This window comes from Streptomyces sp. BK79 (assembly GCF_044142145.1).
Classification (GTDB): Bacteria; Actinomycetota; Actinomycetes; order Streptomycetales; family Streptomycetaceae; genus Streptomyces.
Map to the genome: position 1 here is coordinate 1 of NZ_JBHVOC010000016.1, position 13241 is coordinate 13241.

Genomic DNA, 13241 nt, shown 5'->3' on the forward strand with positions numbered 1-13241 from the left:
GCGCTGCACCCGCACCACGCGGGGGCGGGCGACCCCACCGGTCGCCCGCCGCCCCCGTGCGCCCCGCCGTCGCCGGGGACGTACGCCTACGCGGTGACCTCCGACCGGTCCCCGCCCCACAGCGTGTGGAACGCGCCGTCCCGGTCGGTGCGCCGGTACGTGTGCGCGCCGAAGAAGTCCCGCTGGCCCTGCGTCAGCGCGGCCGGGAGCCGCTCGGCGCGCAGGGCGTCGTAGTAGGCGAGGGCCGCGGCGAAGCCGGGCGTCGGCACGCCCTGCCGGGTCGCCGCGACCAGGACCTCGCGCCAGTCGTCCTGGGCGTCGGCGATCTCCTGCGCGAACGTCTTGTCCGACAGCAGACTGGGCAGATCGGCCCGGGCGTCGTACGCGGCCCGGATGCGGTCCAGGAACGCCGCCCGGATGATGCAGCCGCCGCGCCAGATCGCGGAGACGGAGCCCAGGTCGATGTCCCAGCCGTACTCCTCGCTGCCCGCCGCGATCTCGTGGAAGCCCTGCGTGTACGACACGATCTTCGACGCGTACAGCGCCTGCTCCACCCGGTCGGCGAAAGCGGCCGCATCCGCCTCGCCCAGCGGCGACGCCGTGGGGCCCGCCAGGCCGCGCGAGGCGTCCCGCAGCGCCGCGTGCCCGGACAGGGAACGGGCGAAGACGGCCTCCGCGATGCCGGACACCGGCACGCCCAGGTCCAGCGCGATCTGCACCGTCCAGCGGCCCGTGCCCTTCTGCTCCGCCTGATCGACCACGACGTCCACGAACGGCTTGCCCGTGGCCGCGTCCACGTGCGACAGCACCTCGGCGGTGATCTCGATCAGGTACGAGTCGAGGCGGCCGGTGTTCCAGGTGCGGAAGATGTCCGCGATCTGCGCGGGGGAGTAGCCGGCGACGTCGCGCAGCAGCTGGTACGCCTCGCCGATCAGCTGCATGTCGGCGTACTCGATGCCGTTGTGCACCATCTTCACGAAGTGCCCGGCACCGTCGGGACCGACGTGCGTCACACAGGGCGCACCGTCCGCCGCCTTCGCGGAGATCTTCTCCAGCATCGGGCCGAGCGCGCCGTACGACTCCTTCGAGCCGCCCGGCATGATGCTCGGGCCGTGCAGCGCGCCCTCCTCGCCGCCCGAGATGCCGGTGCCGACGAAGTGGATGCCCTGCTCACGCAGCTCGCGTTCCCGGCGGCGGGTGTCCGCGAAGTGGGCGTTGCCGCCGTCGATGATCATGTCGCCGGGCTCCAGCAGCGGGGCGAACTCCCGGATCACCGCGTCGGTCGGGTCACCGGCCTTCACCATGACCACCAGGCGTCGCGGGCGCTCCAGCGCCGCCACGAACTCCTCGGCGGTCTCGGCCGCGACGAAGTCCCCCTCGCTCCCGAACTCCTCCACCAGCGCGTGCGTGCGCGACGCGGTCCGGTTGTGCACCGCGACCGTGTAGCCGTTGCGGGCGAAGTTGCGGGCGAGGTTGCGGCCCATGACCGCGAGCCCCGTGACGCCGATCTGCGCTGTCGTGCTCATTGGGTGGCTCCTAATGACCTTGGTGTCTGTGGTGCCGGTCGTGCCCGCCAGTATCGCCGGTTGCGCCGCTCGACCATCCTGACGTGCCGGTACGCCGGTCGCACCTCCTGAAGCCGGCGGACAACAGTACGCACGCGAGGTGCCGGGAGCCTCAGGGGGCGGATCCCGCATCCGGCCAACGCCCGCCTGTTCCCGGCCACTTGGAGTGACCAACCGGCCGATTGCCGTCTTGTCATGGCCTATTAGCAGCGCATACTTTTGCCCCTCCTGACGCAGTGTCGAGGGGGATTTCCATGGCCGTACGCGGCCGGCACCGCCGGTATCAGCCGAACAGGATCAACCGCGCCTCACTCACCGTCACCGCGGGCGGCGCGGGACTGGCGCTCCCGCTCATCGGTACCGGCACGGCGCACGCGGCCGACGTGGAGACCTGGGACAAGGTCGCCGCCTGCGAGTCGACCAATGACTGGGACATCAATTCCGGCAACGGCTACTACGGCGGGTTGCAGTTCACCCAGTCCACGTGGGAGGCGTTCGGCGGCACCGAGTACGCCCCGCGTGCGGACCTGGCCACCAAGGACCAGCAGATCGCCGTGGCGGAGAAGGTGCTCGACGGGCAGGGCCCCGGTGCCTGGCCGGTGTGCTCGCAGCGCGCCGGACTGGCCCGGGGCGGCGACGCGCCCGACATCCGTCCGTCCGGGGGCACCGAGCCGTCCACCGGCACGTCCACCGGCAAGTCCACCGGCAAGTCCGGCTCGGCGAAGGACGTCCAGCCCCAGACCACACCGCAGTCCCGGGCCGGCCAGGCCCGGATGTACACGGTGGTCACCGGCGACACCCTGTCCGGCATCGCCGACAGCGAGCGGGTGCGCGGCGGCTGGCAGGGACTGTACGACGCCAACCGTGCCGCGATCGGCGCCGACCCCGACCTGATCCTCCCGGGCCAGCGCCTGGCGGTGCGCGGCGAGGGGACCGCCACGGCGTCCCGCTCCGAGTCGAGGACGGCGGAGAAGCCCGAGGCAGGGGCCAAGGCGACCGAGCGGGCACCCGCCAAGCCTCAGCAGAAGCAACAGAAGCAACAGAAGCAACAGAAGCAACAGAAGCAACAGAAGCAGGAAAAGAAGCAGAAGCAGGAGAAGCAGCAGAGACCCCAGAAGCAAGCCTCCTCCGACGGCCAGGCCTCCGCCGGGCGCGGCATCGTCGCGCCCGTCGACGCCTCCGCCGGTACGCCGTACCGCCAGGCGGGCTCCTCCTGGTCGAAGGGCTACCACACCGGCGTCGACTTCCCCGTCCCCACCGGCACCTCGGTCAAGTCGGTCGCGGCGGGCCGTGTCGTCAGCGCGGGCTGGGGCGGCTCCTACGGGTACCAGGTGGTCGTCCGGCACGGCGACGGCCGCTACTCGCAGTACGCGCACCTCTCGGCGATCTCCGTCAAGGACGGTCAGTCGGTGGGCGCCGGACAGCGGATCGGGCGCTCGGGCTCCACCGGCAACAGCTCGGGCCCGCACCTGCACTTCGAGGTGCGGACGGGGCCCGGCTTCGGCTCTGACGTCGACCCGCTGGCGTATCTGCGGGCCGGCGGCGTCAGGATCTGATCCGCACCCGGTGCCGGTCGAGCACCGTCGGCGGGACGAAGGCGCCGAAGAAGGGACCGTAGGAGAGGCCCGTGCGGTCGTCCGCCGCCGGGTCCCGGTCGTCGTACGTCTCCTCGGCGGGCACGGTGTCGGGCACCGGCGGTGACACGGGCGAGGGCAGGAAGACCCGGTCGGTCGGCGGGCCGGCCGGCGCGGCGGCCTCCTGCCCTCGCCCGCGCCGCACGCACCGGTCCTCGACCGGTGCGTCCCGCACGAAGGGCGCTTCGACCGCCGCCCGCCCGAAGGGCGCATCAGCCTCGACCGGCGTTCCGGCGGTGAGCCCGTCCTCGACCGACACCCGTCCCGGCACCGGACCGGCCGCCGCCGGAACGGGCGGAGCCTCCTCGGCCGCCTCCCGCGCGATCCGCTCCGTCGTCAGCAGGATCAGTCCGCCCGCGGCCACCACACCGCAGCCCAGGGCCAGCACCGTGCCGGCCGTGCCGTAGCGGAAGGTCTCGCCGAACATCGTGATGCCGACCACCGCGGCCACCACCGGATTGACGACCGTCAGCATGGCCAGCGGGGCCGCGAGACCCGCGCCCCGGTAGGAAGCCTGCGACAGCAGCATGCCGGCCGTGGCGAGCACGCCGATCACCGCCAGGGACGGCAGGTCGGAGGCCGTCACCCCGCCCGCCCAGTCGACCGCGACCGTCTTGGTGAAGACCGACGACATCCCGAAGGCTATGCCGGAGGCGGTCGCCAGCAGGATGCTGCGCACCGCGGGGTGCCGGTGCGCGGCCCGGCCGGCGATCATCAGGGCCGCGACCACAGCACCGGTGACCACGGCCACCCCGACCCGCTGCGCGCTGTCCAGCGACTGCGCGTCGGACGCGCCGACCAGGGACAGCAGACCCGCGAGACCGACCGTCGCCATCAGAGCGCCCCGCCAGGCCGCCGAGCCGGCCTTGCGGCCCACGAACATCGCCGCCATCGGCAGGGCGAACACGATGGTGAGCGCGCCCAGCGGCTGCACCAGGCTCAGCGGGCCGAGGGCGAGGGCCACGACGTGCAGCAGGCCGCCGAGGCCGTTGAGCGCGACCGCCGCCCACCAGCCGGGCCGGCGCAGCGGGGCGTACTGGACACCCGGCGAGGACGCCGCGACCTGCTCCTGGACGATCGCTCCGCCCGCGTAGGCCACGGCGGAGACGAGCGACAGCAGCACGGACAACGCGAGGGCGCTCATCGGCTGCTCCTCTGCGGGAGGCGGGGGCTCCTGGCCCGGCGCGGCGTACGGTCGTCTTCCATGGACAACACGATGCCGTCTCGGGCTCTTCCCGTCGTCGTCCCTGAGCACTCATTGGGTCCTACTGCCGATGGAGTATGACGGCGGCGCCGTCCTCCCCAAGGTGGGCGAGCCGAGAGCCCGGCCCCTTACCCCGCCCCCTAGGGGGCCTGCTGCCACCGCGCTCCGTGGCCCCCCCCGCGCGGTCCGGAGCCGGACTGATCCACCCGCCTCCCCCGTGGGTCCCCGCACCCTTCCCGGCCTCCACACCCCACGCGCTCTTCCCCAGGGGCCGCGTCTGGGTGACCATGAGGGGAACCAGCCGCCGAGCACGGGAGGTTCCGGGTGCGTGTGGGCCTGCTGACCCGGGAGTACCCGCCGGACGTGTACGGCGGCGCGGGCGTCCACGTCGAGTTCCTCGCCCGCGAACTCGCCCGCCTCGTCGATCTGGACGTGCACTGCTGGGGCGAGGGCCGCGCCGACGGCGTGCTGCGCCACCGCTCCTGGCCGGTGCTCGACGGGGCCAACGACGCGCTGCGCACCTTCTCCGTGGACCTCGCGATGACCGCCGCCCTGGAGGGCCGCGAGCTGGTCCACTCCCACACCTGGTACGCGAATCTCGGCGGCCACCTCGCCAAGCTCCTGTACGGCATCCCGCACGTGGTGACCGCCCACTCCCTGGAGCCGCTGCGCCCCTGGAAGGCCGAGCAGCTCGGCGGCGGCTACGCCCTGTCGGGCTGGGCCGAACGCACCGCCGTCGAGGCCGCCGACGCGGTGGTCGCCGTGTCCGGCGCCATGCGCGAGGACATCCTCGGCTGCTACCCGGCCCTGGACCCCGCCCGCGTCCACGTCGTGCACAACGGCATCGACACCACGCTCTACCGGCCCGACCCCGGTACCGACGCCCTGGACCGGATCGGCCTCGACCGCTCCCGCCCGTACGTCCTGTTCGTCGGCCGCATCACCCGGCAGAAGGGCGTCCCCCACCTGCTGCGCGCCGTGCGGGACATCGACCCGGCCGCGCAGGTCGTGCTGTGCGCCGGCGCCCCGGACACGCCCCGGATCGACCAGGAGTTCCGCGACCTGTTCGCGGAGCTGAGCCGCGCCCGCGAGGGCGTGTACTGGATCCCGCGCATGCTGCCGCGCCCGGAGGTCGTCCAACTGCTGACCCACGCCGCGGTCTTCGTCTGCCCCTCGGTCTACGAGCCCCTCGGCATCGTCAACCTGGAGGCGATGGCCTGCGGTACGCCCGTGGTCGCCTCCCGGGTCGGCGGCATCCCGGAGGTCGTCGCGGACGGCGAGACCGGTGTGCTGGTCGACAGGGACGACAGCGGCGACGGGGACCGCGACTTCGAGGCGGGCCTCGCGCGGGCGCTGGACTCCGTCCTCGGCGACCCGGCGGCCGCCCGGCGCATGGGCGAGGCCGGCCGGGCGCGCGCGGTGGACGAGTTCGGCTGGGACGCGGTCGCCCGCCGTACCGTCCGGCTCTACGAGGAGGTCCTCAAGGGGGCCTAGGCGGCCCGGCGAGGAGTTCCGCACGCAGGCATAGGCCGCCCCGCCCGGGGCAGCCGGGGGTGAACGAGGGTGAGGGGAGCGGCCATGCGTCGTGGAGGTCCTTCGGTGCTCGGCATCGTGCTGGCGGGCGGAGAGGGCAAGCGACTGATGCCCCTGACCGCGGACCGCGCCAAACCGGCGGTCACCTTCGGCGGCACCTACCGGCTGGTCGACTTCGTGCTGTCCAACCTGGTCAACGGCGACGTCCTGCGGATCTGCGTGCTCACCCAGTACAAGTCGCACTCCCTGGACCGGCACATCACGACCACCTGGCGGATGTCCAGCCTGCTCGGCAACTACGTCACGCCGGTCCCCGCCCAGCAGCGCCTGGGCCCGCGCTGGTACCTGGGCAGCGCCGACGCCATCCTCCAGTCGCTGAACCTGGTCCACGACGAACAGCCCGACTACGTCGCGGTGTTCGGCGCCGACCACGTGTACCGGATGGACCCGCGCCAGATGGTCGCCCAGCACATCGAGTCGGGCGCGGGCGTGACCGTCGCCGGGATACGGGTCCCGCGCACCGAGTCGTCGTCGTTCGGTGTGATCACGCCCGGCTCCGACGGCCGGAGCGTCACCGGCTTCCTGGAGAAGCCCGCGGACCCGCCCGGACTGGCCGACGACCCCGCGTGCGTCTTCGCCTCCATGGGCAACTACGTGTTCACCACCAAGGCCCTGGTCGAGGCCCTGCACCGGGACGCCGAGGACGAGGACTCCGTGCACGATATGGGCGGCTCGATCCTGCCGCGGCTCACCGAGCGGGGCGAGGCGGCGCTGTACGACTTCAGCGACAACCACGTGCCGGGGGAGACCTCCCGGGACCAGGGGTACTGGCGTGACGTCGGCACCCTCGACGCCTACTACGACGCCCACATGGACCTGATCGCCGAGCGGCCCGCCTTCAACCTCTACAACCGGGACTGGCCCGTCTACACCCACTCCGCCCAGCTCTCGCCGGCCCGGTTCAACGCGGGCGGCATCGCGGGCGAGTCGATCATCAGCGCGGGCTGCCTCATCCGCGGGCAGGTCACGCGGTCGGTGCTGTCGCCGGGCGTGGTGGTCGACCCGGGAGCGGTCGTGCAGGGCTCGGTGCTGCACGACAACGTGCGCGTCGGCCGGGGCGCGGTGGTGCGCGGGGCGGTGCTGGACAAGAACGTGGACGTGCCGCCGGGCGCGACGATCGGCGTCAACCCGGAGCGGGACGCCGAGTTGTACAGCGTCTCCAAGGGGGGCGTGATCGCGCTGGGCAAGGGGCAACGGGTGTCCTGACGGACGGGTGACGGCCCCGGGACCCGAGAGGTGTCCGGGGCCGTTGTCATGTCCCTGGACGCCACACGGAATCCATGCTGTCATGCCTTGGCACCCGTGTTACATCGATGTATGACATCGATGTCCTGAGCCATCAGCCACCACCCGTTCCCGAGGAGAGGGTCAGTGCGCACCAAACGACTCAGAGACCGACTGGCATTACTGCTCGCGGCCGCACTCGGCGTCACCGGACTCGCGGCCGTGCCGCACGCCAGCGCGGCCGGCGACGAGGCCGCCGAGATCCACGGTCTGAAGGGCGAGTACTACACCCAGTCCGCCCCCGGCGCCTTCGACTTCCACGCACTCAAGGCCACCGGCTTCGACCCGCAGCTCGACTTCGCCACCCTGGAGCCGCGCCTGGACTTCGCCACCGGGCAGTCGGACGACGTCAGCGTCCGCTGGACCGGCAAGGTGGTGCCGGAGAAGACCGGTGCCCACACGTTCTCGGTCATCGGCGACAACGGCTTCCGTCTGTGGATCGACGGCCGGCTCGCCATCGACCACTGGGTCGACGACTGGGACCGCGAACAGTTCGCCCAGCCCATCGAGCTGACGGCCGACCAGTCGTACGACATCAAGCTGGAGTACTTCGAGCACTACGGCGGCTCCAACCTCCACCTGCGCTGGACCGAGCCCGGCGGCGTCAAGGAGCCCGTCCCGCAGTCCGCGTTCCGCCTGCCCGACGGCTTCGACTACGACGGGGCGACGGCGACCACCGTCCTCGGTACCGGCCGCACCCTCAGGCTCGACTTCCCGCGCCCGCTGGCGACCGCCCCCGCCGGTCTCACCGACCACCTCGAAGCGGTCATCGGCGGCGCCACGTGGCCCCTGGGAGAGGCGAAGGTCGACCCCGCCGACCCGACCGCCCTCCTCGTCGCCCTCGACCAGCCCGTCGTCGGCAACAAGAACGGCGACGCCCCCGGCACCGCCGACGTCCGCTACGACGGCGAGGGCGGCCTCACCGACGCCGAGGGCAACGTTGTCAGCGCCTTCTGGAGCAGCGGCGGCAACCGGTCGACCTACGAGCTGCGCACCGACTGGGCCGACGAGGTGGGCCCGGACAACGCCCACCCGGAGTACCCGCGCCCCCAGCTGACCCGGGACGCCTGGCGCAACCTCAACGGCCGTTGGCAGTTCGCCGCCGCCGAGGCCGGCGAGCGGCCCCCGGTGGGCAAGGACCTGAAGGAGCGCATCCTCGTCCCGTACCCGGTGGAGTCCCAGCTCTCCGGCGTCCAGCGCCACGAGGACCGCATGTGGTACCGCCGCACCTTCACCGTGCCCCGCGACTGGGACATCGGCTCCGGGCAGCGGCTGAAGCTCAACTTCGGCGCCGTCGACTGGCACTCCGAGGTGTACGTCAACGGCACGAAGGTCGCCGAGCACAAGGGCGGTTACGACAAGTTCGGTGCCGACGTCACCGACGCGCTCAAGCCCGGCCGCACCCAGGAGCTGATCGTCGGCGTCTACGACCCGACCGACGCGGCGGACGGCGAGAACCCGCCGGTCGGCAAGCAGCGCCTGGACCCGAGCGGCATCTGGTACACGCCCAGCTCCGGCATCTGGCAGACCGTCTGGATGGAACCGGTCGCCCGGGACCACGTCGACTCCCTGAAGCTCACCCCCGACGCCGGGGCGGGCACGCTGACCGTCGAGCCGAAGGGCGTGCGCGACGGCGTACGGGTCAGCGCGACGGCGTACGCCGGGCAGCGCAAGGTCGCCACCGTCAGCGGGCGCACCGGCACACCGCTGACCCTGAAGATCGACGACCCGCGCCTGTGGTCGCCCGACGACCCGTTCCTGTACGACCTGAAGGTCACCGTCGGACACGACCGCGTCGAGAGCTATTTCGGGATGCGGTCGGTCTCCGTGGAGAAGGTGGACGGCGTGCCGCGCACGATGCTCAACGGCGAGCCGGTCTTCCTGATGGCCACCCTCGACCAGGGCTTCTGGCCGGACGGCCTGCACACCGCCCCCACCGACGAGGCGCTCGCGTACGACCTGAAGCTGCACAAGCGGCTCGGCTTCAACTCCGTGCGCAAGCACATCAAGGTCGAACCCGACCGCTGGTTCTACTGGGCCGACAGGCTCGGCCTGCTGGTCTGGCAGGACATGCCCGCGATGACCGCCGGGAAGAACCCCGGCACCGCCGCCCGGGCCCAGTACGAGCGCGAGATGAAGGAGATGATCGACGAGCACGTCAGCAGCCCCTCGGTCGTCATGTGGGTCACCTTCAACGAGGGCTGGGGCCAGTACGACATCAAGCGCGTCGCCGAGCAGGCCAAGGCCTGGGACCCGACCCGGCTCGTCAACAACCAGTCGGGCCTGAACCTCGGGGCCGACGGGGGCGCCGGCGACATCATGGACGAACACGGCTACCCGAGCCCCGCCCTGCCGCCCTCCCCGGACGGCGAACGCGCCCTGGTCACCGGCGAGTACGGCGGCCTCGGCCTCGCGGTGCCCGGCCACGCGTGGTCCGTGCAGCAGTCGTACGTCGACGTCGACCCGGAGACGTACACGGACGACTACCTCACCAAGCTCGACGAGGTGCGCGCCCTGGTCTGCCGGGGCAGCAACGGGGCCGTGTACACGCAGATCTCGGACGTCGAGGGTGAGCTGAACGGCCTGACGACCTACGACCGGAAGGTCCTGAAGCCGGACGTCGAGCGGGTGAGGGCCGCCCACGAGGCCCTCATCCACGACGCGTCCCTGCCCACCCCCGCGGGGTGCCCGGCCGGCTGAGCACGCGCCGCCGGGGCGGTGGCGGCGTCCGCGCCGTCCGCCGCCCCGGCGGTACGGTCCGCCCGGCACCTCCACGGTCGGCCCGCAGCCGTCCGGGTGGGATCACCGCGCCGCCCGGGCGGCCGTGCCGCCGTTCATGAGCACTGAAGCCCCATGTGTCCGGGCAGTCCCGCTCCTCTCGTCGGAGCGGGACTTTAATCTGCTGTTAACTGTGCGTAGCTTGATCGTACTTGACCGTAATCGGCGGAGGACGATTGACTGCTTGTCCACCCGTCGTCCAAGCGAGGCAGGCCCTTGACTTCCGATCCGCTCGCTCCCCTCGACCTGGCGTTCTGGAACATCGAGTCCGCCGAGCACCCCATGCACCTCGGCGCGCTCGGCGTCTTCACGGCCCACTCGCCCACCGCGGGCGCCCACGCCGCCGACCTCCTCGCCGCCCGCGCCCCCGCGGTGCCCGGACTGCGGATGCGGATCCGGGACACCTGGCAGCCACCGCTGGCCCTGCGGCGGCCGTTCTCGTTCGGCGGCGCGACCCGTGAACCCGACCCCGGCTTCGACCCGCTCGACCACGTGCGGCTGCACGCCCCGACGACGGACTTCCACGCCCGCGCCGGCCGCCTCATGGAACGCCCGCTGGGGCGCGGCCGGCCCCCGTGGGAGGCGCACGTGCTGCCGGGCGCGGACGGTGACCGTTTCGCCGTCCTCTTCAAGTTCCACCACGCCCTGGCCGACGGTCTGCGGGCCCTGACCCTCGCCGCCGGGATCCTCGACCCGATGGACCTCCCCGCCCCCCGCCCGCGGCCCGCCGAGCCCTCGCGCGGTCTGCTGCCGGACGTGCGCGCGCTGCCGGAGAAGGTGCGCGGCGCCCTGTCCGACGCGGGCCGGGCCCTCGACATCGGCGCCGCCGCGGCCCTGTCCACCCTCGACGTGCGCTCCTCGGCCGCGCTCACCGCCGAGCCCTCCGGCACCCGCCGGACCGCGGGCGTCGCCATCGACCTCGACGACGTGCACCGGGTGCGCAAGACCGTCGGCGGCACCGTCAACGACGTCCTCATCGCGGTCGTCGCCGGCGCCCTGCGCCAGTGGCTGGACGAGCGCGGCGACGGCAGCGAGGGCGTCGCGCCCCGCGCCCTGATCCCCGTCTCCAAGCGCCGCCCGCGCACCGCCCATCCCCAGGGCAACCGGCTCTCCGGTTACCTGATACGGCTTCCGGTCGGCGACCCCGACCCGCTCTCCCGCCTCGACGTGGTCCGCGCCGCCATGGACCGCAACAAGGACGCCGGACCCGGCCGGGGCGCCGGTGCCGTCGCGCTGCTCGCCGACCACGTGCCCGCGCTCGGCCACCGGCTCGGCGGGCCGCTGGTCGGGCAGGCCGCCCGGCTCTGGTTCGACATCCTGGTCACCAGCGTCCCGCTGCCCAGCCTCGGGCTGCGGCTCGGCGGCCACCCGCTCACCGAGGTCTACCCGCTGGCACCGCTGGCCCGCGGCCACTCCCTGGCGGTGGCCGTCTCGACGTACCGCGGGCAGGTCCACTACGGCCTGGTCGCCGACGCGAAGGCCGTGCCGGACCTCGACCGGTTCGCCCGCGCCCTGTCCGAGGAGGTGGAGACCTTGCTCACGGCCTGCGAGGCGCGACCGGACGCGTTTGGCGGCCGGGCCCGTCGCTGAAGTAAAATCCGCCGTTCGAAAGCGGGCGCGAGTCGGAGCGCCGCTTCGGTGATCAGGGAACGGCAGCGGCGATGACGGTGACACAGGACGGTTCGGCGACCACGGACGAGGTGACCGCCTCCGCGAGCGGCCCCGGCATCGACCCCGAACGGCTCGCCGTCTGCCTCAGCGTGCTCGAGGAGCTCGACGAGCTGGACGTCGACCACCCCGACGCGATCGCGGTCCGCCGGGCCACCTCGCACATCTACCGCATGGTCAAGCAGCGCCGCCGCCAGGAGCGCCGGGCCGCCAAGACCGCCCACGACAAGGCGGTCACCGAGGCCACCGCCACCGGGTCCGCCCAGCGCATCGACGACGAGACCGAGGGCATCCTGCCCTCCTCCCGTACGGAGGAGGGCACGATCGCGGGGATACTCCAGCGCCCCCGCTCCTGCTACACCTGCAAGCAGCGCTACACCGAGGTCGACTACTTCTACCACCAGCTCTGCCAGAGCTGCGCCGCCGAGAACCGCGCCCGCCGCGACGCCCGCGCCGACCTCACCGGCAAGCGCGCGCTGCTCACCGGCGGCCGCGCCAAGATCGGCATGTACATCGCGCTCAGGCTGCTGCGTGACGGTGCCCACACCACGATCACGACCCGCTTCCCCAAGGACGCCATCCGCCGCTTCAAGGCCATGGACGACTCCGCCGAGTGGATCCACCGCCTGGAGGTCGTCGGCATCGACCTGCGCGACCCGGCCCAGGCCGTCGCCCTGGCCGACCAGGTCACCGAGCGGGGTCCGCTCGACATCCTGATCAACAACGCCACCCAGACCGTGCGCCGCCTGCCCTCCGCGTACGCCGCGCTCGTCGAGGGCGAGAGCGCCCCGCTGCCCGCCGGTGAACTGCCCGCCCACCACGTCATCGGCGCCTTCAACTCCGGTGCCGTGGACGGCCTGGCCGCGCTGCCCGTCGGCACCTCGGGCCTCGACGCGCAGAAGGTCGCCGACCTGGCGCTGGTCGCCGGCAACGCCAGCGTCGTCCGGCACCGCGAGGGCACCGCCATCGACGCGGGCGGCCTGGTCCCCGACGTGGTGGACACCAACACGTGGGTCCAGACCATCGAGCAGATCTCCCCGGTGGAACTGCTCGAGACCCAGCTGTGCAACTACACGTCCCCCTTCATCCTCATCAGCAAGCTGCGGCCGGCGATGGCCGAGGCCGCGCGCGCGGCGCGGGCGGGACGCGCCTACGTCGTCAACGTGTCGGCCATGGAGGGCGTGTTCGCCCGCGGCTACAAGGGCGCGGGCCACCCGAACACCAACGCCGCCAAGGCCGCCATGAACATGGTGACCCGGACCAGCGCGCAGGAGATGTTCGACACCGACCGCATCCTGATGACCTCGGTCGACACCGGCTGGATCACCGACGAGCGTCCCCACTACGACAAGCTCCGCCTGGCCGAGGCCGGTTTCCACGCCCCGCTCGACCTGGTCGACGGCGCGGCCCGCGTCTACGACCCGATCGTGCGCGGCGAGGCGGGCGAGGACCTGTACGGCGTCTTCCTGAAGGACTACGCGCCCGGCAAGTGGTGAGCGCGACGGGCGGACGGCG

The 13241-nt window shown here is 72.7% G+C and carries 8 protein-coding genes; 6 read left to right on the forward strand and 2 right to left on the reverse strand.

Features of this window, described 5'->3' with window-relative positions; translation table 11 throughout:
* Nucleotides 1–86 precede the first annotated feature (86 nt).
* Nucleotides 87–1526, reverse strand: coding sequence for an NADP-dependent phosphogluconate dehydrogenase (gene gndA / locus ACFIF2_RS20615; protein WP_395574652.1), 1440 nt, complete (start codon nt 1524–1526; stop codon nt 87–89).
* Nucleotides 1527–1819: 293 nt separating this feature from the next.
* Here gndA and ACFIF2_RS20620 point away from each other — a divergent pair, with 293 nt between their 5' ends.
* Nucleotides 1820–3121 (forward strand): transglycosylase family protein, encoded by a 1302-nt coding sequence (locus ACFIF2_RS20620; RefSeq protein WP_395574653.1) that lies wholly within the window; start codon nt 1820–1822, stop codon nt 3119–3121.
* On the opposite strand, the gene ACFIF2_RS20625 is transcribed toward ACFIF2_RS20620, so the two are convergent.
* The gene (locus ACFIF2_RS20625; RefSeq protein WP_395574654.1) at nt 3111–4343 is read right to left on the reverse strand and encodes a DMT family transporter; all 1233 of its coding nucleotides are present in this window, start codon (nt 4341–4343) and stop codon (nt 3111–3113) included. The genes ACFIF2_RS20620 and ACFIF2_RS20625 overlap by 11 nt on opposite strands.
* 384 nt (nt 4344–4727) lie before the next feature.
* Between ACFIF2_RS20625 and glgA the strand changes: the two genes are divergently transcribed.
* The 5 genes from glgA to ACFIF2_RS20650 all read left to right on the forward strand — a co-directional run bounded on the left by glgA (nt 4728) and on the right by ACFIF2_RS20650 (nt 13222).
* Nucleotides 4728–5897 carry a glycogen synthase gene (gene glgA, locus ACFIF2_RS20630; protein ID WP_395574655.1) on the forward strand — a complete coding sequence of 390 codons (1170 nt, stop codon included), beginning with the start codon at nt 4728–4730 and terminating at the stop codon, nt 5895–5897.
* A gap of 84 nt (nt 5898–5981) precedes the next feature.
* Nucleotides 5982–7202, forward strand: a complete 1221-nt coding sequence (glgC, locus tag ACFIF2_RS20635; protein WP_395574656.1) for a glucose-1-phosphate adenylyltransferase — start codon at nt 5982–5984, stop codon at nt 7200–7202.
* A 165-nt stretch (nt 7203–7367) separates the two neighbouring features.
* The gene (locus tag ACFIF2_RS20640) at nt 7368–9980 is read left to right on the forward strand and encodes a PA14 domain-containing protein (RefSeq protein ID WP_395574657.1); all 2613 of its coding nucleotides are present in this window, start codon (nt 7368–7370) and stop codon (nt 9978–9980) included.
* A 294-nt stretch (nt 9981–10274) separates the two neighbouring features.
* The gene (locus ACFIF2_RS20645) at nt 10275–11648 is read left to right on the forward strand and encodes a wax ester/triacylglycerol synthase family O-acyltransferase (protein ID WP_395574658.1); all 1374 of its coding nucleotides are present in this window, start codon (nt 10275–10277) and stop codon (nt 11646–11648) included.
* Between the two features lie 71 nt (nt 11649–11719).
* A complete protein-coding gene (locus tag ACFIF2_RS20650) occupies nt 11720–13222 on the forward strand; it encodes an SDR family NAD(P)-dependent oxidoreductase (RefSeq protein WP_395574659.1) in 1503 nt (500 codons plus the stop codon).
* Nucleotides 13223–13241 lie beyond the last annotated feature (19 nt).

Excerpts from the sequence above, each read along its gene's own strand:
- ACFIF2_RS20625 (WP_395574654.1), bottom strand. The coding sequence starts at position 4,343 with ATGAGCGCCCTCGCGTTGTCCGTGCTGCTGTCGCTCGTCTCCGCCGTG.
- glgC (WP_395574656.1), top strand. The coding sequence starts at position 5,982 with ATGCGTCGTGGAGGTCCTTCGGTGCTCGGCATCGTGCTGGCGGGCGGA.
- ACFIF2_RS20620 (WP_395574653.1), top strand. The coding sequence starts at position 1,820 with ATGGCCGTACGCGGCCGGCACCGCCGGTATCAGCCGAACAGGATCAAC.
- ACFIF2_RS20650 (WP_395574659.1), top strand. The coding sequence starts at position 11,720 with ATGACGGTGACACAGGACGGTTCGGCGACCACGGACGAGGTGACCGCC.
- gndA (WP_395574652.1), bottom strand. The coding sequence starts at position 1,526 with ATGAGCACGACAGCGCAGATCGGCGTCACGGGGCTCGCGGTCATGGGC.